The sequence below is a fragment of the Acinetobacter sp. TAC-1 genome (assembly GCF_029025845.1).
Classification (GTDB): Bacteria; Pseudomonadota; Gammaproteobacteria; order Pseudomonadales; family Moraxellaceae; genus Acinetobacter; species Acinetobacter guillouiae.
In genome coordinates, this window is sequence record NZ_CP118892.1 from 2600677 (window position 1) to 2626445 (window position 25769).

General features: G+C 36.7%; 22 protein-coding genes and 1 pseudogene. 13 read left to right on the plus strand and 10 right to left on the minus strand.

What is annotated here, in order from left to right:
* The first annotated feature begins 80 nt into the window (after positions 1-80).
* From PYV58_RS12255 to PYV58_RS12265, 3 genes are all read left to right on the plus strand, one after another.
* Complete coding sequence (locus PYV58_RS12255) at positions 81-539, plus strand: Rrf2 family transcriptional regulator (RefSeq protein WP_034610185.1); 459 nt, start codon at positions 81-83, stop codon at positions 537-539.
* Positions 540-647: 108 nt separating this feature from the next.
* Positions 648-1106: a DUF441 domain-containing protein gene (locus PYV58_RS12260; protein WP_034610182.1), complete on the plus strand. Its 459-nt coding sequence runs from the start codon at positions 648-650 to the stop codon at positions 1104-1106.
* Between the two features lie 601 nt (positions 1107-1707).
* Positions 1708-2616 carry an alpha/beta hydrolase gene (locus tag PYV58_RS12265; protein ID WP_034610179.1) on the plus strand — a complete coding sequence of 303 codons (909 nt, stop codon included), beginning with the start codon at positions 1708-1710 and terminating at the stop codon, positions 2614-2616.
* A gap of 223 nt (positions 2617-2839) precedes the next feature.
* Here the strand turns inward: PYV58_RS12265 and PYV58_RS12270 are convergent.
* The 4 genes and pseudogenes from PYV58_RS12270 to PYV58_RS12285 all read right to left on the minus strand — a co-directional run bounded on the left by PYV58_RS12270 (position 2840) and on the right by PYV58_RS12285 (position 7436).
* Positions 2840-3853 (minus strand): annotated as a pseudogene (locus tag PYV58_RS12270) (sensor domain-containing diguanylate cyclase).
* A gap of 459 nt (positions 3854-4312) precedes the next feature.
* On the minus strand, positions 4313-5533 hold the full coding sequence (gltS, locus tag PYV58_RS12275) for a sodium/glutamate symporter (protein WP_004720888.1): 1221 nt from the start codon (positions 5531-5533) through the stop codon (positions 4313-4315).
* 311 nt (positions 5534-5844) lie between these two features.
* Entirely contained in the window at positions 5845-6444 is a 600-nt protein-coding gene (locus tag PYV58_RS12280) for a hypothetical protein (protein ID WP_034610173.1), read from the minus strand.
* Positions 6445-6452: 8 nt separating this feature from the next.
* Entirely contained in the window at positions 6453-7436 is a 984-nt protein-coding gene (locus PYV58_RS12285; RefSeq protein WP_034610169.1) for an ion transporter, read from the minus strand.
* A gap of 481 nt (positions 7437-7917) precedes the next feature.
* Between PYV58_RS12285 and PYV58_RS12290 the strand changes: the two genes are divergently transcribed.
* Positions 7918-8403: an Lrp/AsnC family transcriptional regulator gene (locus tag PYV58_RS12290; protein WP_004720894.1), complete on the plus strand. Its 486-nt coding sequence runs from the start codon at positions 7918-7920 to the stop codon at positions 8401-8403.
* A 321-nt stretch (positions 8404-8724) separates the two neighbouring features.
* Entirely contained in the window at positions 8725-10371 is a 1647-nt protein-coding gene (gene mqo, locus PYV58_RS12295; RefSeq protein ID WP_004720897.1) for a malate dehydrogenase (quinone), read from the plus strand.
* A gap of 354 nt (positions 10372-10725) precedes the next feature.
* On the opposite strand, the gene PYV58_RS12300 is transcribed toward mqo, so the two are convergent.
* On the minus strand, positions 10726-11058 hold the full coding sequence (locus tag PYV58_RS12300; RefSeq protein ID WP_004821175.1) for a helix-turn-helix transcriptional regulator: 333 nt from the start codon (positions 11056-11058) through the stop codon (positions 10726-10728).
* A gap of 128 nt (positions 11059-11186) precedes the next feature.
* Between PYV58_RS12300 and PYV58_RS12305 the strand changes: the two genes are divergently transcribed.
* The gene (locus PYV58_RS12305; protein WP_034610167.1) at positions 11187-11618 is read left to right on the plus strand and encodes a hypothetical protein; all 432 of its coding nucleotides are present in this window, start codon (positions 11187-11189) and stop codon (positions 11616-11618) included.
* 385 nt (positions 11619-12003) lie between these two features.
* Here the strand turns inward: PYV58_RS12305 and PYV58_RS12310 are convergent, their stop codons facing one another.
* The 5 genes from PYV58_RS12310 to PYV58_RS12330 form a co-directional block, all read right to left on the minus strand.
* Positions 12004-12993: a DUF4365 domain-containing protein gene (locus PYV58_RS12310; protein ID WP_034610164.1), complete on the minus strand. Its 990-nt coding sequence runs from the start codon at positions 12991-12993 to the stop codon at positions 12004-12006.
* A gap of 58 nt (positions 12994-13051) precedes the next feature.
* Entirely contained in the window at positions 13052-15691 is a 2640-nt protein-coding gene (locus PYV58_RS12315) for a bifunctional aconitate hydratase 2/2-methylisocitrate dehydratase (RefSeq protein ID WP_004720906.1), read from the minus strand.
* Positions 15692-16075: 384 nt separating this feature from the next.
* On the minus strand, positions 16076-16345 hold the full coding sequence (locus PYV58_RS12320; protein WP_004720907.1) for a hypothetical protein: 270 nt from the start codon (positions 16343-16345) through the stop codon (positions 16076-16078).
* A 319-nt stretch (positions 16346-16664) separates the two neighbouring features.
* Positions 16665-17039 carry a hypothetical protein gene (locus PYV58_RS12325; protein WP_004821171.1) on the minus strand — a complete coding sequence of 125 codons (375 nt, stop codon included), beginning with the start codon at positions 17037-17039 and terminating at the stop codon, positions 16665-16667.
* A gap of 71 nt (positions 17040-17110) precedes the next feature.
* Positions 17111-17875, minus strand: coding sequence for a glutathione S-transferase (locus PYV58_RS12330; RefSeq protein ID WP_004821170.1), 765 nt, complete (start codon positions 17873-17875; stop codon positions 17111-17113).
* 396 nt (positions 17876-18271) lie between these two features.
* Here PYV58_RS12330 and PYV58_RS12335 point away from each other — a divergent pair, with 396 nt between their 5' ends.
* From PYV58_RS12335 to PYV58_RS12365, 7 genes are read left to right on the plus strand one after another with little or no spacing between them, the layout of a single operon-like run.
* The gene (locus tag PYV58_RS12335; protein ID WP_034610160.1) at positions 18272-19477 is read left to right on the plus strand and encodes an SfnB family sulfur acquisition oxidoreductase; all 1206 of its coding nucleotides are present in this window, start codon (positions 18272-18274) and stop codon (positions 19475-19477) included.
* Between the two features lie 36 nt (positions 19478-19513).
* Entirely contained in the window at positions 19514-20746 is a 1233-nt protein-coding gene (locus PYV58_RS12340; RefSeq protein ID WP_034610158.1) for an SfnB family sulfur acquisition oxidoreductase, read from the plus strand.
* Positions 20746-22179, plus strand: coding sequence for an LLM class flavin-dependent oxidoreductase (locus PYV58_RS12345; RefSeq protein WP_034610156.1), 1434 nt, complete (start codon positions 20746-20748; stop codon positions 22177-22179). Before PYV58_RS12340 ends, PYV58_RS12345 begins: the two co-directional genes overlap by 1 nt.
* Before the next feature lie 55 nt (positions 22180-22234).
* Positions 22235-23116, plus strand: a complete 882-nt coding sequence (locus tag PYV58_RS12350; RefSeq protein ID WP_051670963.1) for a MetQ/NlpA family ABC transporter substrate-binding protein — start codon at positions 22235-22237, stop codon at positions 23114-23116.
* A 10-nt stretch (positions 23117-23126) separates the two neighbouring features.
* The gene (locus PYV58_RS12355; RefSeq protein WP_034610154.1) at positions 23127-23963 is read left to right on the plus strand and encodes a MetQ/NlpA family ABC transporter substrate-binding protein; all 837 of its coding nucleotides are present in this window, start codon (positions 23127-23129) and stop codon (positions 23961-23963) included.
* A gap of 11 nt (positions 23964-23974) precedes the next feature.
* Positions 23975-25045 (plus strand): ATP-binding cassette domain-containing protein, encoded by a 1071-nt coding sequence (locus tag PYV58_RS12360; protein WP_034610153.1) that lies wholly within the window; start codon positions 23975-23977, stop codon positions 25043-25045.
* Complete coding sequence (locus PYV58_RS12365) at positions 25026-25685, plus strand: methionine ABC transporter permease (protein WP_034610152.1); 660 nt, start codon at positions 25026-25028, stop codon at positions 25683-25685. The genes PYV58_RS12360 and PYV58_RS12365 overlap by 20 nt, the downstream gene beginning before the upstream one ends.
* The last annotated feature ends 84 nt before the right edge of the window (positions 25686-25769 follow it).

The following is a 25769-nucleotide window of genomic DNA, read 5'->3' on the forward strand; positions in this document are numbered from 1 at the left end:
TTAAAGTTACTATATTGAGTTATTTTTCTAATTGCAACTTTTAATGTTACAATTAACAAAAGAGTGTTGACTAAAAAACTATGCGTAAAGACAGTAAGCTTTCTCGGATGTTGCATGTGCTATTACATATGGCCCGTGAAAAAAAACCGTTCACCTCTGAACAGATTTCAATCATGTTAGACACCAATCCTGTCGTAGTACGTCGTACCATGTCTGGTTTAAAAAAAGCAGGCTTTGTCCATGCAGACAAAGGCCCCGGTGGAGGCTGGACCTTAGTACAAGCTTTAGAGGAAATATCTTTATTTGATATTTATCAGGCTGTTGGAGAACCTACTATTTTTGCCATTGGCAATGAACAAGAAACACCCAACTGTCTGGTTGAATTGGTGGTGAATAAGGCTTTAAACCAAGCCATGCAAGAAGCACAAAACATTTTAATACAACAACTTAAATCAACAAATCTGTCTAAACTGGCGCAAGACTTTGAGTATGAATGGAATTTATTGGGTGCTGAAACTCAAAAATTTATTGTCCACTAAATCCACACTCGACTGAATTTAAATGTGAATCATTGCCAGACAAGGCAAATTCCCATACCGCTTTTCAGTATAATGGATGGATATATTAATTTTTAATGCTGAATATTGATGAGTCTTTCTAGTCTAGACCTAAATTTAATTGTGCTCCTTGTTTTATTGGCCTGTGGCATTTTTAGTCACAATACTGCGGTCACCATTGCAGCAGGCGTTTTGATCATCTTTAGAATCACACCTTTAAGTGAATTTTTCCCATTATTACAAACCCACGGTTTAGAAGTCGGCATTATTATTTTAACTATTGGCGTGCTTACTCCAATTGCCAGTGGCAAAATCCCCGGTGATGTCATCTTAAAATCATTTATGCACTGGAAATCATTAACAGCCATTGCGATCGGTTTATTGGTTGCATGGTTAGGTGGTCGTGGCGTTTCCTTAATGAGCAGCCAACCCAATGTTGTTGCAGGCTTATTGATTGGAACAGTCGCTGGAGTTGCATTGCTCAGAGGAGTTCCTGTGGGTCCCTTGATTGCTGCAGGAATCCTATCTTTACTGATTGGAAAAACTTAAGGTATTTTAAAATCACCAATTGTGTATCTAAAAATCATGTGCTCGCTGAACTTTATCAATGGACTTACTTTCGCCAGTAATTCTATTGATAAAGCACAAATTTTGAATTTTCACACATCATTGATCATCCTTCCACTGCTTTAATAAGATTAATTTTTTAAAATTTACTCATTATATTAGGACTCTTGCATAAGTCTTTTTAAAACCAAAGCTCAGCGTAAAATCCCCCTCATTCTAGCCTTCTCTCAAAGGGAAAAAAGAACGTTCAATCCCCATACAACTCACTTTCCATGATCTTTTTTGACTTTTAAAAGATCTTTATTCATCAGATAAATAACAATTTGTTATCATAAAATAAGTAAACAAATCATCGTATTTAAAATAGAAACTCAAGATATTTTAATCAAACAATTACAAGTCATCGCTACGCTTGTTTTTTTCTTAGCCCATTTATCGGGTTTATCATCTGGTATAAATAAGCTACTATATAAGCTTGTATAAAAATACTTTTAAAAATCAGAATCAATACAGAAACATTTTTAGATTGGTTCACCTTACCATTTTTTGATTTGCTCAAATAAAATGAGGAACCATATTAGACATGAAGAATAATGCAAATTCGATAGAAATACAGTCTTCTACGCTGCAATCAGCAAATTATCAGACGCAAATGCAAAGCAACATTGTCGATCATAATGGAAATACTTTATTTAGTATCGTTTATCCAAATCCAGACAAAGAGACACTAATTTTATTGCATGGAGGACCCGGTTTTCCAAGTGATCTCTCTGCCGTTGCCGATCTTTTAAAAGATCATTTCCAAGTGGTCACATTTCATCAAAGAGGAACCCAAAAATCTCCTTGTCTTGATAAAGACTATTCTATGCAGGCTTATTTAAGCGATATTGAAACTGTTCGAGAATTTTATAAAATCAATAAGTTTCATTTATGGGGACACTCTTGGGGTGGACTTTATGCACAAATCTATGCTGAAAAACATTCTGATAATTTACTCAGTCTTTTTTTATGTAGCCCAGGCTCAGGTACCAATACGCAATGGAAACAAACTGAGAAAGAAGTCATGCAACTCAACAAGTCCAAAACAAGTGCTTGGGCATGGACAAAAATGGGATTAAATAGCCTTTTAGGCGCGCTTGGAAGCGATGAAGCTTATAAACGCCTCTTTAAACAAGTCATGAAAAACTATAATGAAGGATTTATTGCAACAGATCATCCAGATCTCGCTGATGATTTTGATTTACTGAAAGCAGAGCCGATCAATAAAACCAGACCTGAAATCATCAAGTATCCGCTGTTAACTGGATTAGAAAAACCAGATTTTAAAATTACCATTGTCTATGGAGATCAGGACATTTATACAACAAGTAAAAACTTTGTGATCAATCGATACCCTACAGCACATTTATTTACACTTTCAAGCTCAGGGCATATTCCTTGGTTACATCATCCAGAGGCTTATAACAATATAGTGATGAGTCATTATCAGTAATTAGTTATTATCAGCGCTAATATGTATAGCTCAAACCTGATCTGACAGTTACCGATATTTGATTGAGACTGTCAGGTTAAATTTGAGCTACATTCAATTCATAAAATTGATAAATGCGTGTACATAATGATTGCAGATACTTTCAATGCATATACTCAATATAAATGATATTGATGAGATCTAAACCTCACTAAAACTTATTTCCTATCAAAGATCTTAAATTTCAAGTGTTTAGATTAATCATTTTTCTAGAACGTTTATGTTCATACATTTTAAGGTCTGCAAATTCAATCAATTTATTGAGTTCAATACCATCTTCAGGAAATAAAGCCAGACCGACACTTGCACCCATAGTTAATTTGACATTTTCAAATACAAACGGTAATCCACATGCCTCAACAATGCGATTCATGACTTTTTTTGCCAGCTCTTGATCGCCAAGACTACTTAATATCACTGCAAACTCATCACCACCTAAACGCGCAACCAAATCATCGTGTCGGGTAATATTAACGATACGTTTACCTATTTCTTTTAATGCCTCATCACCTAAACGATGTCCATATTGATCATTGATTGGTTTCAAACCATCCATATCGATGATCAAGATTCCAAGTAACTTTTGTGTACGTTTAGCTTGTTCAACACCTTGTCTTAAACAATCGAGGAATAAAGCACGGTTGGCAAGTCCTGTTAACTGATCCTGTGTCGCAAGTTTATAGAGTTCTTGAGCACCAAACCTACTGGCATGATACATCGCAGCAGCAATTAGTTCAGACATCAGTGTAAGTAAATTGATATCACTTTCTTTAAAGGCATTTACCCGTTCTGATTAAATTTTTAATACACCAATCGGTTCATCACAATGAATTAGCGGTACAACAGCCATAGAACGCAATCCAACCCGTCTACATGCTTCACGATCTACACGCTCATCAGTTTCACTGTCTTTACAATATAAAGTCGTATTCTGCGCGATACAAAGCCCAGAAAGGCTAGAATCCATCTTTAAGCGTAGGCCTAGAAATTGATTTGCACCATTCGAAACGGCACGATAGACCATATCACCTTCTTCAGCGAGCTCTACAATTGCACCTTTTGCATGGGTAATCAATTGAACTTGCTCTGCCACTAAAGTCATGACAGCATTGATATCTAAGCCTAATTTTGCAATTGCTGTCTGTGTCTGAATCACTGACAGTAATTGTTTTGAGGTTGGTTGTTTCGTTTTAGACATACATCATCCTAGACGAGTGTGATCCAATTTAAGTATATACGCTCAAACGCTACACTGATGAAATAAATGCTAGTGCCTAGCACTGACTTAATTTCAAAGCTTGAACACGCAAAATATATCAAATACAGCGTTTGTGGCATACATATTATGATGATTCATATTTAAAGTATATTACTGTGTTCATTAAATTTTTGAGTAAAACTTCAATCCGTTACATCCTTTAAGCGTTGATCTCGCTCAAATATTCAATTCCTCATCTAAGTGTTTTTGAAAGTTTAAAGTCACCAACAGAAAACCTTAGTCTAAATCACGATTTATTGCAGCCATATGAATTGTATAAAACAGTGTGAGATTCAAAAGAGTAATGATCAAACTGATTTAAATACAAAAAAAACAGCCACTTTTTGTGGCTGTTTCCCAAATGCTTAAGTCATCACATCGCTTTTTCTAACAGAACATTTAAAAGAACTTTGTAATGGTTTGAATAACAACGGCATTCACAATATCAACAAAAAATGCGCCAGTTAGAGGAATAATTAAAAATGCTTTATGCGAAGGCCCATAAGTATTGGTTACAGCTTGAATATTGGCAATAGCAGTCGGTGTTGCGCCTAAATTTACCCCACACTGACCTGCACACAATACTGCTGCATCATAATTTTTACCCATAACCCGGAAAGTAACAAAAAACAGATATAAAGCAAGAAAAACCGTCTGAACGATCAGAATGATCACCAATGGACCAGCTAAATCAGCAAGTAACCACAATTGCAAAGACATCAAGGCGATAGCTAAAAATAAAGCCAAAGAGGCATTACCAAATACATCGATACAACGGTCAAACAGTTCAATTTTAAATACATATTCCAGTGTATTACGTAAAAATACCCCACAACCCAATGCCCATACAAAGGTCGGTAACTCAAACCATTGTCCTTTAGCAACACCGGTCATAAAGTTAGCAAAGACGATACACAGTGCAAACATTCCTATGGTTTTAACCGCATCATCAGCGGTAATCAAACGGGTTTTTTCTGGATATTCAAATGGCGCTGTTTCAGCAGATGGAGGAGCTTGCATACGCGCTGCAGATGGTGCTATTTCTTCAGCCAATTGATAACGACGAATCAGAAATTTTGCAACTGGACCACCCATCATTCCACCAATGACCAGACCAAATGTTGCACTCGCCATTCCTAAGACAATCGCACCTTTGATACCATAATTTTCTTCAAAAATACTGCCCCATGCTCCAGCTGTACCATGCCCACCAGTTAAAGTAACAGATCCTGCAATCAAGCCAATCAAAGGATTTAAATCGAGTGCGGTTGCCAAACTTATCCCAACAGCATTTTGCAGTAGCACATAGATCACTACGCAGACCATAAAAAGAAGCAGCGACTTGCCTCCTTCTTTTAACTTAAGCAGACTTGCACTCAGTCCAACAGAAGTAAAAAACATCAACATAAAACTTTGTTGAATATTGGCATTAAAATTTACGGTTAAATTAAATTGCTTAAAAAGCACAAAAGTTACAGCGGCAGCAATTAACCCACCCACGACAGGTTCAGGAATATTATATTGCTTCAATATACTGATCTTATTTACAAGAAAATAACCAATAAAAAGAACGGCTACAGCAATTGCAATCGTGCCAAAAATATCAACATTAATGTTCATTGTTAACCATTCAAAACTTTTATGGCGTTATTAATACTTAAATTTGCTCAATAATTCATTAAAAAATATGTAAAAAATAAATTTAAAACTCTTATTCAGCTATTCGTTGGTCAAAATATTTAGAAGAGTTTTCATCATTATATAGATTGAATTTATCGTTTTTATGGTTAAGCGCTTTCAGCATTTGGAGCAGATAAAGCCAGGATTGATTCGTATCAGCCAATATAAGGATGGATACAGCTATGCAGATGATGACTGCTGAGTCTAAATAATTCACTACTAATATCATGATAAATGGCAATTACTCATTTTCATTTTAGAGTCAATTCATTATTAAAAAAATTTTCACGCTGAATCAATTCATCCCACTCCCTATAACTGTACAACTTCAAATTTTCGACTTTATTACCTGTTAATAAATAACGTCCATCCCATGACAATACTTCACGACAGTCATCAGGTTGAATTTCCGAAAATTTCGGTAATTGAAATAAATGCTGTTCTAAAATCATTCCTATTTCCAATAGTTCTTTGAGATTTTTCACATTTTTTGGAATCATTGAAAACAACGGACACAAAGTTAAAATCTCTGCCACGATTCCGATTGGTTCTTCATACAAATCATCTAGACACCAGTTTCCATCCAAAGTTCTCCAGATATAGATATTCCAATGCCCTATACCAATAGTTAATGTTTCAGGATCGGCATCAGGTTCTTGATAATACACTTGATATTTTAAAGAAGCTGTAGACACGATATCCATTTGTGGAAGTTTTAAATATGGATAATTTTGACAAACCTCCTCAAAAAATGATTGCAATCGTTTTTGTAAAATATCTAGCCCAAAACTTTCAGAAAAAATACTCACGAATTTAGCTTTTTGTTGTTCAGAAAGATTAAGTTTATTCATCCAAATACTCACTCAGGTAACTTATAACCGCAATTTGGACAGAAACAATACTTGTTTTTTTCTCTTTCCAATTCCTGTTCTTTACGTTCACGAATCAGTTGTAAAACAATATCTCGCGTCTGTTCAGCAGATAAGCCAACATCTCTACGAATATCATCAATCTTGTCTTCATCATGAATGATGTCAATTTCACAGCTTTCTAACAGATCTCGAAACTTTAACTCCAGTTGTTGCTTTCTTAATTCCAACTCATTGGCTAAACCATTTGCCAAGATACCAGCGGGTAAAGCAGCCAATCCAACACCGAGTATGGTAATCAAAGCACCAAGGAAACGTCCAAGTGGGGTAATTGGCGTTACATCACCATAACCCACAGTAGTGAGCGTCACCACCGCCCACCACATAGATGCAGGGATTGAGCTAAAGACATCGGGTTGCGCACGACCTTCGACAACATAAATGCCAGCTGCCGCCATCACGATCATAATCACCAAAATAAAAATCACGGCTTGAAATGAACCTTTTTCACGTTCTATAACGCGCAGTAAAATCTGTAGTGAAATAAAATATCGAGTAAGTTTTAATAAACGCAGTAAGCGTAAAATCCGCAAAAATCTCAAATCAATATGTACAAAGAAGTTGATATATGCAGGTAAAATCGCCAGTAAATCGATAATCGCAGCACCACTGGTCACATATTTCCAGCGTACTCTCCACTCAGCATCAAACGGTTCTTTTTCTGCAACACTCCAAAAACGTAAAATATATTCAACTGTAAAGACAATGATTGAAAAATCCTCAAATGCATCGAAGTAAAGCTGATAGGCTTTATAAACATCATTGATTGACTCTAAAAGTACCGCGACAACATTACCAATGATTAGAAAAATCAAAGAGAAATTGATCGCACGACTAAACCACGTTTCATAATCTTCATTATGCAAATTGTCATATACAAATTTTCGGAGTGTGTACCAAGCTGTGAATCGCATGCATTATTCTTTATTTTAAAGATAAATCATCTTAATACTTCTCGATTTAATTGCACATCTTCAGCTGCTTGAGTTTACAATTTTGTTGATTATTTTGGCTGTTAAAGCATCGAACTCAAAGTATAAATATATCTTATTCATTGCATAATTTTTTGTTATACAATAAATAAGATTACAATGTCTTATTGAATCATATGCAATTTGTGAAGGCGCGGTTGAATTTTATCCTTTTAAAACTATTTTTATAATTTTTTTAAAGCGTAAAATAAGGTCGCGGACAGTATCGTTAAAGGCACCCTTTCCTCTAAAGATACTATCCGCTAAATCAAAGCCAGTCTCCCAAATGTCTTTGATTTGATAAGTTTATTCTAGCGTTCTACTGAATAGAATGTTTCCCGTATTTAATATAAATCTCCAGTATTTTCGGAATGATTTTTCACATATTCCATTATTCTCGAAAATATTTTCTGTGGTAAAGCTCATGAATGAAAGTCAGTACACTTTAGATAGGATTGATCGCAAAATTTTATCGGCACTTCGAAAAGATGGTCGTTTAACGGTCGCTCAGCTCTCTGAACTGGTTGGACTCTCCTCTTCGCCATGTTGGACACGTGTTAAACGTCTAGAATCTTTAAATGTCATTGAAGGCTATACTGCCACCATTAATGCCAAAGCCATCGGGATTAATGAACTATTTTTTATTGAGATCACCTTAGAACGTCATGATGACGAAATTTTAGAACAATTTAGTGATGCACTCAGTCAAATGCCTGAAGTTGTAGAAGCGCACTTGGTAACAGGCGATTATGATTATTTGGTCAAAGTTGCGGTGAAAAATGCTGAACATTATGAGCGCTTTTTACGTAAAAATTTATATTCAATGAAAGGTATTCGTCATACCCGCTCTATTTTTGCTTTACGTCCTTTAAAGCTTGAAAATAAATCAGACCTCATGATGATTGAATAAGCAAAAAGATCTTGAGAAGAGTTTTCATATTGAGGCTGGAAAACTCTTCTATCTCAGCATATTTTTTAGCCAAATTAAAGCTACAAAAAGCTTAACACCTACAAAAAATAGTACTTTAGTCTAAGACTTTTTTGAATATTTATTACACAAATATACTAATCAAATTTTAATCTGGTTGTTTTTTGTACACATCTTTACAAATTTAAAAACAAATTATTTCATATATTTAAATCATTTACGAAAAAAATCATTACACAAACTAACATTTATGTAACTTTTCTACATTACAATATTATTAAAACTTGATGAAACAGGAAATATATGAAGAGATTTTTTAAATACCTACTGATTGTCATCGGGGTTATTTTTGTTATTGGATTGATCTTTTTATTCAGACCAATTGCTTCTAAAAAAGTCAACACAACAGCAGATGAACCAGTTGTAGATGTGGTACTTGTTGGTGGCGGTATTATGAGTGCAACCTTGGGGACTTACCTCAATGAAGTTGAACCAGACTGGACCATCAATATGTATGAGCGTTTGGATCAGGTAGGTCAAGAAAGTTCTGCAGGATTCAACAACGCAGGAACGGGACACTCTGGCTTTATGGAAATGAACTATACCCCTGAAAAAGACGGTAAAGTTGATATTAAAAAAGCCATTGATACTGCTTCACAATTTGAAGTAAGTAAACAATTCTGGGCTTATCAGGTCAAAAATGGCGTGTTGGGTCAACCAAACAGCTTTATTAATCCTGTACCACATATTGCCTTTGTTTGGGGCGATAGCGTGAACTACATGAAAAAACGTTATGAAGCGATGAGCCAAAGCCCAATGTTCGAAGGATTAAAATATACTGAAAATCCTGCTGAAATTAAGCAATGGGCGCCTTTAGTTATGCAAGGCCGTGATGCAAACCAAAAAGTTGCTGCAACACGTATGGACGTAGGTTCTGATGTAAATTATGGTTCAATTACGACTCAATTAATTGATCATTTGAAAAAACAGCCTAAATTCAAACTTGAAACTTCATCTGAAGTAACAGGTATTAGTCAAAATGCAGACAAAACTTGGACTGTATCGTTTAAAAATCTAAAAACCAACACAACCAGCCATGTTAAAACTCGTCATGTGTTTATTGGTGCGGGCGGTGCTGCGATTAGATTATTGCAAATGACAGGTCTGGAAGAGACTAAGCAATATGCTGGCTTCCCGATCGGTGGTATTTTCTTGATGACAGACAATCCAGCTGTTACATCACAACATACTGCAAAAGTCTATGGTAAGCCTGAATTAGGTGCACCTCCAATGTCTGTACCACACATTGATACTCGTTATGTTGATGGTAAAAAGTATGTATTGTTTGGTCCATTCGCAACCTATTCAAACAAGTTCCTAAAAAATGGTTCTCAGTTTGATTTGATTGATGCGACCAACAAAAACAATGTGATTCCAATGGCAACCATTGGTATGGAAAATCTGGACTTGGTGAAATATTTAGTCAGCCAAGTGGCAATGTCTAAGCAAGATCAGTTCAATGAATTGAAAAAGTATTATCCAGATGCAAAAATTGAAGACTGGACTTTAAGCCAAGCTGGCCAACGTGTTCAAATCATCAAAAAAGCACCGGGTAAACCTGCAACACTTCAATTCGGTACAGAGATCTTCACCTCTAAAGATGGTTCAATCACTGGCCTTCTTGGTGCTTCACCAGGTGCATCAACCTCTCCATACATTATGTTGAGCTTGATGGAAAAAGCATTCCCTGAGCAAGTGAAAGGTAAATGGAATCCAAAATTGCATGAGATTGTGAAGTCTTATCAACAGGACTTAAATACCAACCCTGCTCTGCTTGATCAAGTGCGTACATATACCAGCTCGACTTTAGGTTTAAACTACACACCTACTCGTAAAGCTGCAAATGATGCGACAGCCGCTGCTGCACCTGCTGTAGCAAATGCACACTAATTTTCTTGTGTAAAAAAGATGAGCTACGGCTCATCTTTTTTATGGCTGAATATCTCATTTTGTGTTTTAATACAACCAGTATGAGATGAGCCTTATATAAGTATAGAGTGATCTATACGACTAGCCCCTGAATAAGGGGCTTTTTATTGTCTGATCATTTGATCAATAAGTTAAATGAGTATTATTATTTTAAAACGCAGTGAGAATATAAAAGTGATAAATTTCAAAGACACATACCGGGTTGATTTCAATTATATCAAGTTAGATTAAATTGCTTAAAATCATTATGCATAATGAAATAACTATAGAAGCTGAAGATCAATCGTATAATATTAATAAATATGAGATATAGAATTAGGACTTATTTTTAATCAAGCTATATATAAGCTGTTTTAAATTATCTTGAATATCTTTAGGCAGTTGTATAAATAGTGCATCTATGGGCATCTGATCCCAGTTCTCAGCAATGTTTTCATCATCATCTAAGCTTTCTGCCAATAAAAACAATTGCGCTACAGTGCAATTAAATGCTTCAGCAAGGTATTGGAGTATTGCAGGACTGTACCCTTGATTGCCATTCTCAAGATTGGAAATATTACTTTTTGAAGTATTGGAAAAATCGGCTAATTGCTGCTGAGTCCAGCCTTTCCGTTTTCTCAAATAACGTATTGCATGACCTATATTCATTCTTTGATATTAGCTTAACAAAGTATCTTAGACGTATTGCAATGCAATATATTCTGCACCATAAGTATTGTTTTACAAAACAATAGTTTTGCAATACAATACCCATTGATTCACTAAAACTTAAAAAAATGATGCCTTATTCTAATATTATCCAAAATTTATCTGCGGATTTAGCAAGTTCATTTGCCTTGATTCAAAGTATGCTTAAAAACTATTTCATCGATTTAAATATTTTAGTGGTTGATAAAGATGAGTTTGACTACTTCTGTATGGCATTATTATTTACCATATGTTCAAAAAATCTAAGCAATGATGATCAAGAATTCATTCTATCTGGTTTTAAATACTCAGAATATGCAAAAATAAAAGTTAATTATTATATTGAATATTTTAATTTAGATTCATCTTGTATTATCCATGACCTAGAGATCAACTCACTAACAAATGCATTATTTGATTCCGTGAACACTGATTTTGATCCATCGAGCATCAATCATTTTGTCGTTATTTTAGATTTTAAAAATATGATGGCTAATATTATAAAAAATCTATATATTTAAAGATGAATTTAAAATATTTCTAGTATTATATCTTTACATTTCAATATTAAGCAATATCAAAACTGGTAGTAATGATAATTTAAAAATGCAAGTTATTGACTTATTGGAATTTAATACAAAATCAATTTACTAAAAATAATAACAAAAACAAGAAAATGTAACTATAATTCATATATAATAATTTTCTATATATATATAAAATATCACTTTTTTCTTACAATAGATAACATGTAGATCACATATAATTATATTCTCTAGATAAAAAACTTTTACTTTTAAAAAAAATACTTTATAATTTGTAAAGAAATCTACTTCCTAATTTTCTTTAATAATTCACTGTAAAGTGAAATGCACAATTTATGTGTTAGGCTTTTACGGATTAGGTTTAGATTTCTTTCCCTCTTCTTTTTTCAAATACAGAGTGAAACCATATTTTTTCCGATATTCCACCCTTCTTACTAATGATAGTCTTTCTAAAAAGAATAACCTGCACTAAGCTTGTATCTCTATAATTAAAATAAACTTTAGCATTTAACCCTAAATAATCCTCTCTAACGACAACATCATTAGATACATTAATTTTTGCTCTTTTTAATATTTGGTACTCTACGACCGTTTCTAAAATTTTTTTAGCTACGGGTAGTAATAACCATGATGCTATAATTCTATGTGTAGCTCTATCAGGTCGAGTAATATGACGCCAACCTCTTCTGTTTATTAGAATATTTCCAAGCTTTGGGTGTATTGGAGCAGAGTTCTTCCAAAATTTATAAAATAACAATGCCTCTTTTTTTAATGAATGATTTATATTTACTTTTAATGAATTTTCACTTTTAAAGTATAGTTTTGTCAATTTAAAATCATTGACTTTGGGACCGCATAATTTATGAAAATCTCCTTTTGACTTCAAAGTTAATTTATTTTTTCTTGGTACTAAAATTAACTGTTTATTATCGTTACAATAACTTTCTTCCTTTTTTAAATCAACCCAATACATAACAGGCTCATATTTATGAGGTTGATTTACGTCATACCCATCAGCATCAACAAAAATAAGAATTGCAGGGCTAGGAACTATATTCCATCTTTCTCTATGGCTTTCAATATATTCTCTTCCAACATTCAAACCAATATTATCTGGATCTTTTATTCTAACTACCTTATAACCACTCGTAGTCCCACATTTTATCTGAGTAAAAATTATTCCTCCTGTCTCTTTTAATATTTTACTGCCCTTTTTCATGATAATCATTCCATCGAATGCATTATCATTTTTAGCATCATAACCTTGCCAACCACATAATATCCGTGTTTCAACAAAGTTTGTAACTGAATTTACCCCTAAATTATCTAATGTTCTTCTATCAATTGACATAAAAAAGCCTCACCTAAGTGAAGCTTTTATAAACTAATTTAAATTAATTATCAATCAATTAAGACAATTGAGCAGCAGCAATTTTCTTAGTATCGATGTCTTTAGCAGCATCTGTATACTCGCCCATCTTGTCGAAGTTCAAGTATTGATAGATGTCAGCAGACATGCTGTCGATTTGAGCAGCATATTGTTGATACTCTTCTGGAGAAGGTAATTTACCAAGTACCGCAGCAACAGATGCAAGCTCAGCAGAAGCTAAGTAAACATTTGCGCCTTGACCTAAACGGTTCGGGAAGTTACGCGTAGAAGTCGATACACAAGTTGTGTTCGGAGCTACACGTGCTTGGTTACCCATACATAATGAACAACCTGGCATTTCAGTACGCGCGCCAGCTTTACCATAAATGTTATAGAAACCTTCTTCCATCAATTGATGCTCGTCCATACGTGTTGGTGGAGCCAACCATAAACGAGTAGACAATGAACCACCTGGTACTTTATCAAGTAATTTACCAGCAGCACGGAAGTGACCAATGTTCGTCATACAAGAACCAACGAACACTTCATCGATTTTAACGCCTTGAACGTCAGAAAGAAGTTTAGCGTCATCTGGATCGTTCGGGCAGCAAAGAACGGGTTCTTTAATGTCAGCAAGATCAATTTCATACACTTTAGTGTATTCAGCATCAGCATCAGCTTGAAGAAGTGATGGATTCGCTAACCATTTTTCCATGTTCTCAACACGGCGAGCCATAGTACGTGCATCGCCATAACCTTGAGAAATCATCCACTTCAACATGGTGATGTTAGAGTTCAAGTATTCAGCAACTTTCGTTTCAGAAAGTGTGATTGAACAACCAGCAGCAGAACGTTCAGCAGAAGCATCAGAAAGTTCGAATGCTTGCTCTACAGTTAAGTCAGTTTCCATTTCTGTTAAGTCGATTTCTAAGATACGACCAGAGAAAATGTTTTTCTTACCTTTTTTCTCTACAGTTAAGTCACCCGCTTGAATCGCGTAGTAAGGAATTGCATGTACAAGGTCACGTAGCGTGATACCAGGCTGCATTTTACCTTTGAACTTAACAAGTACAGACTCAGGCATATCCAACGGCATAACACCAGTTGCAGCAGCAAACGCGACAAGACCAGAACCCGCTGGGAATGAAATACCGATTGGGAAACGTGTATGTGAGTCACCACCAGTACCAACTGTATCTGGAAGAAGCATACGGTTTAACCAAGAGTGAATAATACCGTCACCTGGACGTAATGAAACACCACCACGGTTCATGATGAAATCAGGAAGCGTATGTTGCATTTGAACGTCAACTGGTTTTGGATATGCAGCTGTGTGACAGAAAGATTGCATCACAAGATCAGCAGAGAAACCTAAGCAAGCTAAGTCTTTCAATTCATCACGAGTCATCGGACCAGTCGTATCTTGCGAACCAACAGTCGTCATTTTCGGTTCACAGTAAGTACCTGGACGAACGCCTTGACCTTCTGGAAGACCACAAGCACGACCAACCATTTTCTGAGCTTGAGTAAAGCCTTTACCAGTGTTTTCAGGTTGAACTGGAACACGGAATAAAGTAGATGCTGGAAGACCTAAAGCTTCACGCGCTTTAGTTGTCAAACCACGACCAACGATTAAGTTGATACGACCACCCGCACGAACTTCGTCAAGAAGAACAGGCGTTTTCAACTCAGATTCAGCGATTTGCTCGCCTGCTTTAAATGCAGTTACTTTTGCAGCAGCATGATCAATTTTAAGAACGATTTCATCGCCCATGTTCATGTTAGCAACATCAATCTCTACAGGTAACGCACCAGCATCTTCCATTGTGTTGAAGAAAATTGGAGCGATTTTAGAACCTAAGCAGTAACCACCGTCTTTTTTGTTCGGGATGTGAGCAATGTCATCACCAAAGAACCAAAGCACTGAGTTAGTCGCAGATTTACGAGAAGAACCCGTACCAACAACGTCACCAACATAAGCAACTTGGTTGCCTTTTGCGATGAGTTCTTTGATTTGGTTTAATGGACCAACTTCACCAGGAACTTCTGGGTTGATACCATCACGTACGTTTTTAAGCATTGCGTTTGCATGCAATGGGATATCTGGACGGCTCCAAGCATCTTGTGCAGGAGACAAATCATCAGTATTTGTTTCGCCAGTTACTTTGAAAACAGTAAGTTTGATTTCTTCTGGAACGTCTTTACGGCTAGTAAACCATTCAGCATCAGCCCAAGATTGCATAACGGCTTGTGCATTTGCATTACCCGCTTTGGCTTTTTCAGCAACGTCATGGAACGCATCAAATACAAGAAGCGTTTTTTTCAATGCTTCAGCAGCTAAGCTTGAAAGTGCAGCATCATCAAGTAATTCAACCAAAGGTGCTACGTTATAGCCACCAAGCATAGTACCTAGTAAGTAAACCGCACGCTCTTTAGAAACCAATGGAGAAGTCGCTTCACCTTTAGCTACAGCAGTCAAGAAAGCAGCTTTTACATATGCTGCTTGGTCAACACCTGCTGGAACACGGTTTTCAAGCAAATCTACTAAAAATGCTTCTTCACCCGCTGGTGGATTTTTTAGTAATTCAACCAAGTCAGCAGTTTGAGCATCGTCAAGTGGCTTCGGTGGGACTCCGAGTGCGGCACGTTCTGCAACGTGTTGGCGGTAAGCTTCTAGCACGGTGTAATTCCTCTTTTTAAAAATTTACCTGTGAATTCCTGCTTATTAAAGCTTCACAGGCAATATGGACTGTCAAATTTTACTAAAAATCAAGCCAAAAGTTAATGCAATGAGCGTATTAATTCGTGATGACCATTATTTTATAAATAAATACTCATCACTTTTCGCTTCATTTAACTACAGATCTACACAGTACGCTTTCATCAGACGTTTATGTAAATTATTTCTCAAATTAATTCGAAAAAGCTCTAAAAATATTATCTTTGTAAAACATGAACTTCACTTTAATAAGATTGAAGTTATGTTTACTTTGCCTTTAGACTGTTTCAGCCATAAAAAAAGCAACATATGTTGCCTTTTTTTTAGAACAAAGTACATTCCACCTTAGTGGACTGTCGTACTGTCTACATACTTTTGGAATTCCGTACGACAACCTTCAAATTTCATTTGCACTTCATCTTCATGAAACATTGAATGTTCAGTACACGCAAATGAAATTTTCACTTGATATAACTTTGCTCGTTCATCAATGACTTCTTGAAAAAAAACTTGATCGCCTAAACTCAGCACATAATGACTTCCGCTAATCACAGCGACACCATTGTCATCTTCTAAGAGCAAATCTGCATTATGTAAATAAGCAACTACTTCCATTGTCTCACTCCTATGCTACTTTTTATTTTCTATTTCTATAGTGTATATATGCTTTTCAATTTTTATGCTAATCATTTTTTGTGACGAGGTTTGACGATTACTTATATTTTTTCGATAACTCAACATAAAAAACCATGTCATCGTGAACTTCATGCCAAAAACACACATAAACGATTTAAAGGGATGGACACTCAAAAGTGTGCATGTCTTGACCATTCACGATTCGGATTTCTAATTTACACAAATCGTATTCTTTCATTGTCTGCTGATCAGGTATATAGCCTGCTTGTTGTGCTTTAAGCCATAAAAAAACCGCTCCTTAGAACGGTTTATAATCTGGCATTTTTTTCGGATCATGCGGTGTATTTAGACATTGTTCAAATGCTTCGTTCTTAAACTTTGCTTGAACTGCATCTTTATCCGCTTTTAGCTCTGCATCTGATAGTGCATAGACTTTCTCTAAATACTCAAGTACAAAGCCCTTAGTTGTTGGATCAGTGACTTTATTTGCATATTCAATTGCTTCTTTCTTGGTAATCCCATTTTGACGATCTAAAGTAATAGAACGTGCAGCATTACCAATACTGGTACAGTAACCTTTCCAAATTTCTTCAGGAGTTGCAGGCTTTTTCTCAGTACAACCCGCCATCAATAAAACAGTGCTTATCGCACCTAAAATTACGAACTTCTGCATTAAAAAATCTCCAATTCCACACTATGATACTTAATTTTTCAGTAAATTGGAGAGTTTCTTGCTTTGAAATCTTACATTCCTCGCCAATCTACACGTGCATTGCGCTCAGTGGCGTAAATTCTTTTCACGTATTGCCCTAAAGGCAGTTCTAACAAATGTTGGCTAAATTCGGTAAATTCTTGAGAAATATTCTCTGCATATTCCTTTTCCCACGGTGTCGCAGGTAATTCTAATAACGGTGCAAGGATTGAACATACCGAGATATCTGCCAAACCAAGACGATCGCCAACAAAATAACGGCAACCGTTATCAATCAAAATCTTATTTAAACTGTCGATAGTCAGCTCTAAATTGTATTTAGATTCTTCGACTTTTTCTTTGTCCAATTGATAACTTTTTGAAACCATGGTTTTTAGAATAGGCTTTGAAATTTTTTCAAATTGACGTAAATAACCTTTTTCACCAATCATAATTTCTAGCGGTTCATCACCTTCTGCTAAAGCATGTGCCAATCCCCAACGACGTACATGAATACCTAACTCATTGGCAATCAAATCAATTTCTAAGGTTTTTTCACGAAGCGTGTGATCTGTACGAAGCAGTCGATGTTCAGGATAAACGTCATCTAAATACAATGCGATTTGAGTCGACCCCGCAATAAAGCGTTCTCCATCTTTTAAAATAGGCAACTTGTTTTGCCCTGTTTTAAGTTGTGCAAATGCACGATGGACACCTGGGATTAAATTCTGCGCAACAAAATCCAATTCTTTATGATCAAGCAACCAACGGGCTTTTTCACAGTAATGCGAGAGTGGGAATTGGTACAACGTACGCATGTAATCTCCAAATTATTTTTTTAATTAAAAGCTTAGATAAATCTAAAAGTTAAGATTAATCCTGAGTAATCTTGTGTACTTTAGACATTCATCGCTTGAATTACAATGTACTTTTTACTTCAATCGCTCGTCATATGACCCAATGCTTATTCTATGGTTATATCAGTTTCTTTATTCTTTATTCGTGATAGGAATAACAAAGCTGCTTCAGGCTAAGAGCTCGACCAGAGGAATTCAAAACAAGTTATAAATTTCAATTACTTAACATATATTCAATATTAAAAAACTTTGCGATTTTTATCCTAACAATAATTTTAAATAAGTTAAGCACAATAGTTCGTTTAATTTTTACCACAATATTGCTTAGCGTTTTGGTATCTATTGAAAGGTGCCAATATGTCTAGTTTGAATTCTTCTACCTCAGCCTTTGTGATCCAAAACGATCAACAAGCAATAAATGCAGCTTACCAAGTTGCTGATTTTGCTTTGGTAGAACGAAATATACGTGATCAACAACGAATTTTACCTGTTGATGTCATACAAGAATTAAGTCTCAAAGGATTAGGTGGAATTCGCATTGCCAAAAAATATGGTGGCGCTCAAGTATTAAATAAAACCCTTGCGCATGTTTTCCGTATTTTATCCAAGGCAGATGCCAGTGTTGGACAGATTCCACAAAATCAATTTGGCCTGTTAAATGCCATTGAGCATATCGCCAATGAACAGCAAAAACAGTTTATTTATACTGAAATTTTAAATGGTAAACGGCTTTCTAATGGTGGCCCAGAACGCAATACCAAAGATACCCGAACCATTGAAACACGTTTAGAACAGATCAATGGTCAATACCTTTTAAATGGTGAGAAGTTTTATTCAACGGGTTCATATTTTGCCGATTGGTTGGCGATACGCACAATTCACCCAGATGGTCATATTGTTTTAACGATTATTGATGCAAAAGCTGACGGTGTTGAAATTGTTGATGATTGGGATGGCTTTGGACAACGTACAACAGCAAGTGGCACAGTGCGTTTAAAGAATGTCGTGGTTCATCCAGATCTTATTATGGATGAAAAATCACTTGCCGATGCGTCAAAATATCGTGGGGCGTACTCACAACTGATTCAGGTTGCGATTGATGTGGGCATTGCAGAAGCTGCCTTTGCAGATACTTTATCTGCAATCCATAAAGCACGCCCAATCATTGATGCCAATGTGGATAAAGCCAGTTTCGAAGCGTATACCCTACAAGAAGTCGGTAAGCTCAATATCTTACTCGATGCATCGATTTTATTGCTGGATGAAGCCGCAGAATATTTAGATCAGTTAGATTCACAAGACATCGTCAGTCCTGAACAAGCCAGTAAAGCCTCCATTATCGTCGCTGAGGCAAAAGTGTATGCCAATGATGCAGCACTACTTATTTCTGAAAAATTACTTGAATTGGGCGGTAGTCGTTCAAGCCTAGAAACTCATAATCTCGATCAACACTGGCGTAATGCTCGTGTGCATACCTTACATGACCCTGTGCGTTGGAAACTTCATGCCATTGGAAATTATTACTTAAATGGTACGCAAAATCAGCGCCATGCGTGGATTTAAAGTTAAACGACTTTGTTACTCATCAGGGAAATATATATGACAACTTATCAAGATATCAATAAAACATTGGATGTACACAATCATCCCTTTGCGCAAGCACATATTATTCAAAATGATCAAGAAGCTTTAGAAATCGCGCAACAATTGAGTCAGCAATTTAAAGAGAATGCGGTACTCCGTGATGCTGAAAGAATTTTACCATTTGATGAGGTTGAAGCTTTTAGTCAATCAGGGTTATGGGCGATCACAGTACCGCGGCAATATGGTGGTGCAGAAGTATCTAGTCACACTGTTGCTAAAATAATTGCATTATTCAGTGGCGTAGATGGCTCTATTGGTCAAATCCCACAAAACCATTTTTATGCATTGGAAGTATTACGTAATACGGGTACAGAGCAGCAAAAGAAAAAACTCTATAGCGAAGTACTTCAAGGCGCACGTTTTGGCAATGCCCTCGCTGAATTTAAGACCAAGACTGCTGCACAAAAGCATACCCAAATTAGTCAAACTGAACATGGTTATGTGGTCAATGGGGAAAAGTTCTATTGCACGGGCAGTCTATTTGCCCATCGTATTCCGACATTAGTCCGTGATGCTGAAGAACGTGAATATTTAGCTTTTATTTCTGCCGATGCACAAGGCTTACAACGTATCAATGATTGGTCAGGCTTTGGACAAAAAACCACAGGCAGTGGCACCGTTAAATTCAATCAAGTTTTTGTTGAATCTGAATACGTCATTCGTTTTGACACCGCATTTTCTGAACCCACCCTCGTTGGGCCATTTGCACAAATTATGCATGCTGCGATTGAAACAGGCATTGCACGTGCAGCTTTTGAAGAAACAATAAAACGGGTTAAAAAAGCACGCGCATGGATTGATGCCAATGTAGAACGTGCAGACCAAGATGCACTGACCATTTATGAATTAGGCCGTGTTGCTGCCGATGTAAGAGCAAGTGAGGTTTTATTAAAACAAGCTGCTCAATCTATTGATGCAGCAAAACCACAACCTACAGTTGAAAATATTGCCAAAGCCTCACTAGATGTAGCTAAAGTCCGTGCACACAGCACAGAAACAGCATTAAAAGCATCTTCAAAATTGATTGAGTTGGCTGGAAGTCGGGGTAGTCAACGTGCCGATGGTTTAGATCGACATTGGCGCAATGTACGGGTACATACACTGCATGATGCATCACGCTGGAAATATTATTTTATTGGAAACTATGTATTAAACAACATCCTTCCACCACGCAGAGGGACATTGTAATGACAAATACATCTCAACATGCAACACAAAAAAAACAAATCTTACTCAATGCTTTTGATATGAACAGTGTCGGTCATATCAATCACGGCTTATGGACCCATCCACGTGATGAATCTCATCGTTTTAATGAGCTCAATTACTGGACTGATCTCGCTAAGACCTTGGAGCAAGGTTTATTTGATGGGTTGTTTATCGCAGACATTACCGGTGTTTATGATGTCTACCAGAATGGTATAGATTTAACCTTAAAAGAGTCCATTCAACTGCCGAGTCATGACCCATCTACCTTGATTTCAGCAATGGCAGCGGTAACCCAAAATCTAGGTTTTGGCGTGACCGTAAACCTAAGTTATGAAACACCGTACCAATTCGCACGGCGCTTCGCGAGTTTAGATCATCTGACACAAGGTCGGATTGGCTGGAATATTGTGACGGGGTATTTGGACAGTGCTGAACGATTGATTGGGCAAAAAGGTCTAAAAGATCATGACTTACGTTATGAACAAGCTGAAGAATTTTTAGAGCTTTGCTATAAGTTTTGGGAAGGTTCTTGGGAAAATGATGCAGTACAAAAAGATAAGCAAAAGCGTATTTTTACTGACCCGAAAAAAGTTCATCAAATTAACCATCAAGGGCGCTTTTATCAAAGCCAAGGTGTTTTCCAAGTCTCACCTTCACCACAGCGTACCCCTGTGCTCTTTCAAGCTGGCGCTTCACCACGCGGTTTAGCATTCTCCACACGTCATGCAGAATGTGTCTTTATTGGGGGGGACCAACCTGCAAAGATCAAACAACAAGTGGATAAGATTCGAGAATTGGCTGTACAGCAAGGCCGTAATCCAGAAGATATTAAAATCTTTGTGGGAATCACAGTGGTTACAGCTGAAACAGATGAGTTAGCTCAAGAGAAATTAGCTGAATATGCTCGCTATGCAAGTCCTGAAGCTGGTTTAGCACATTTCTCAAGCTCAGTCGGTATCGACCTATCCAAATATGCTGATGATGAAGCCATCCCATATCAACAAACCAATAGTATTGCTTCAGTCAATAATAAATTTAAGGAAAACCAGATCACACCTAACGATCTTAAAGCACAGCATCAACTCGGTGGTCGTTATCCACTGATTGTTGGAAGTGGAGAAACAATTGCTGAAAAATTAATTCAGTTGATTGATGAAACAGGTATTGATGGTTTTAACCTGACTCGTACTGTTGCGCCTGAATCACATCATGACTTTATTCGTTTTGTGATTCCTGAACTGCAACAACGTGGCAGATTTAAAACCAAATATGAAAATGGTTCTTTACGCAACAAAATCTTTAAACAGGGTGATCATTTAACCCAACAACACCCTGCTGCTGATTTTCGATGTCAAAACTCAAATCATAACAACAGCATCGAAACGGCAGATCAGCAAAAGCAAACTGCCTAAATATCCTAATCAGCAAACATGATGAATTGAATAATTTCACTTTAAGGGGTGTCACATGACTCAAATAAACTCACCTGCAAATGGTAAGCCATCCAAAAAATCAGGCTCCAAGAATAAATTTATTTTGCTTGGCGTGATCATTATTGCCGTGATTGCAGGACTTTTTTATTGGAACCAACATAAAAAAGCCGGTTCAGAAGAAATCACCATTGGTATTAGCCCACCCTTTGCCAAGCCTTTGCAAGTTGCAGCAGAGGAAGCCAAGAAACAAGGGATTCATATTAAACTGGTGGAATTTTCAGATTGGAACACACCGAATATCACACTGAATCATGGTGATATTGATGCAAACTATTTCCAACACCAACCATTTTTAACCAATGCGTTAAAAGAAACTGATTTTAAACTGAAACCGATTGCCACAGGTGTTGCAACTCATGTGGGCTTATATTCTAAGAAATATGATTCTTTAGCGGCGGTACCTGAAAATGCACGTGTGGTAATTCCAAATGACCCAGTCAACCAAGGTCGTGCACTGTTACTTTTACAACAGGCTAAACTCATCACCTTGAAAGATCCGAATAACCATTTATCAAACTTACAAGACATTAGCTCAAATCCTAAAAACTTTAAATTTATTGAAGTTGAAGGACCTCAAACTGCACGTGCTGTAGATGATGCTGATTTAGTATTTAGCTACCCGCTTTATTTACGTCTTGCAAAAACCATTGATCCAAACAAAGCATTATTACTCGATGATAATACCAATACACGTTATGCCATCTTGTTTGTTGTAAAAGATGACTATGAGCAAAAGCATCCAGAAAAAGCCAAACAGTTAAAAGAATTTGTAAAAATTTACCAAACTTCGGACAAGGTCAAACAGGCTTTGAATGATGATATTGGTGAAAATTTATGGTTCCCAGGTTGGAAATAAGGAATAACTCATGTCCCAAGTTTCCAAGCTCAAAAAAAAGAACCTGCTGATTGGTCTTGCTGTTGTCATCGTATTATTAGGACTTTTTGCCTATCGTTATGTACAAAATCAACAAAAGGATAATGTACTCACGATTGGCATTAGCCCACCTTATGCCGAATTACTACAAACGGTTGCCAAAGAGGTAGAGAAAGATGGTATCCATGTCAAACTGGTCGAATTTTCAGATTGGCAAGCACCCAATGTTGCGGTACAAAACCGTGACATTGACGCTAACTTTTTCCAACAAAGTGTATTTTTAAAGAATGCCATTAAGCAAACCAATTACGATTTGCATGCTTTTGGTACAGGTAGCGGCAGCCATGTCGGTTTATATTCAAAACAATATAAATCCTTAGCGGCCTTACCTCAAAATGCTCGTGTTGTCATCCCGAGTGACCCCGTCAACTCTGCGCGTGCTTTGATCTTGCTACACCGTGCGGGGTTAATTCAAATCAAAGACATCAACAATGAACTTTCCACACTTCAGGATATTGTTTCAAACCCTAAACAGTTGAAGTTTTTAGAAGTTGAAGGTCCACAAACAGCTTTAGCTTATGATGATGCAGATCTGATTTTTGGTTTTCCACATTACTTAAATATGGCAAAAAAAGCCGATCCGCATAGTGCCCTGTTTTTAGATCCCGTTGATAAAAAGTACGCCATTCTTTTTGTGACACGTACTGATTATCAAGACAAAAATCAAAAGTTAGAGAAATTTATTCAAGCTTTCCAAAACTCACAGCAAGTTCGAGATATTTTAGATAAAGATTTCGGCAAAGATATGTGGTTTGCAGGCTGGAAATAAGGAGAATAGAAATGGTGAGTTTCGGTTCGCATGTTGATTTTTCAGTCCCTCATATCAAAATTCGTGATTTGAATAAATACTATGATGGGCAAGATCAACAGATCCATGCGTTAAAAAATATCAACTTAGATATCCCTCAAGGCAAGATTTTCGGCATCATCGGTAAAAGTGGCGCAGGTAAATCTTCCCTAATCCGAACCTTAAATGGTTTAGAAGGTATTTCTGAAGGCAGTATTCATATTCATCAACAGAATTTGGCTGAACTCAGTCATGCTGAGTTGATTCAAACACGTCAAAGAATTGGGATGATTTTTCAGCATTTTAATTTAATGTCTGCTAAAACAGTTTGGGACAATGTGGCATTGCCTTTAAAAATTGCCCATGTTGATAAAGCTGAAATTGAAACACGTGTCAACGATGTTTTAGATCTGGTCGGATTGGGAAATAAAGCGCATAACTACCCTTCACAACTGTCTGGTGGTCAAAAGCAACGTGTTGGTATTGCTCGTGCGCTGGTACATCATCCTGAAATTTTATTGTGTGATGAAGCAACATCTGCACTTGATCCTGAAAGTACCTCAGTGGTTTTATCCTTGCTGAAAAAAATCAATCGAGAATTGGGGATTACCATTGTTTTAATTACCCATGAGATGCAAGTGATTCGTGAAATTTGCGATCAAGTGGTGGTAATTGAACATGGTGAAATCGTTGAGTCAGGACAAGTCTGGTCCGTGTTTTCACAGCCTCAGCAGAAAATCACACAAGAATTGTTAAACCTAGAACAACTCGATTTGCCCTTTCCAGTGCATACAGCGTTGCAACAAGATTCAACCCATAGCATTTTAAAACTACGTTATGAAACCGATCCAAAAAACTCACCTGATTTAGTTGAACTTTTTCAGGTTTTTGAAAAATCGGTACATTTATATCAAAGTCATATCGACAATATCCAAAACCATTTGATTGGAACGCTGATTGTCGGTACTGAACAAACCCATTTAGACCTGCATAATTTACAAGAAAGGTTAAAACATAAAATTGCACAAATAGAGGTACTTGGCTATGCAAGACCAACTCATTGATTTATTGCTGACAGGAACCATAGATACCTTACTGATGGTTGGCGTATCTGCCTTTGTTGCTTTTTTGATTGGCTTACCTTTGGCAGTGATTTTGGTCAATACATCTGAACAAGGGATTTATCCATCTAAAAAGATCAATCATGCATTGGGCACGGTGATTAATATTACTCGATCGGTTCCCTTTTTGATTTTAATGGTGGCGCTGATTCCTTTAACCCGATGGATTGTCGGAACCAGTTACGGAGTCTGGGCAGCTGTTGTTCCATTAACTTTAGCAGCGACACCTTTCTTTGCCCGTATTGCAGAAGTTAGCTTACGTGAAGTTGATCAAGGTCTAATTGAAGCAGCACAAGCGATGGGCTGTAACCGTAAGCAAATCGTTTGGCATGTGCTTTTACCTGAAGCGTTACCCGGCATTGTGGCAGGTTTTACAGTTACAATTGTCACCATGATTAACTCCTCTGCAATTGCGGGTGCAATTGGTGCTGGTGGCTTAGGTGATATTGCTTACCGTTATGGTTATCAACGCTTTGATATGCAAATGATGTTTGCTGTGATTGTGGTCTTGGTGGCTTTGGTCATGATCGTTCAAGCATTTGGTGACAGTTTGGCAAGCCAGTTGGATAAGCGGAAGATTTAAGTTTTTCCAATTAACTTAATTCGCATCAATATAAATAAAATAGATTTCGCTTTTGCCTTGTTGAATGATACAAGGCTTACCCAT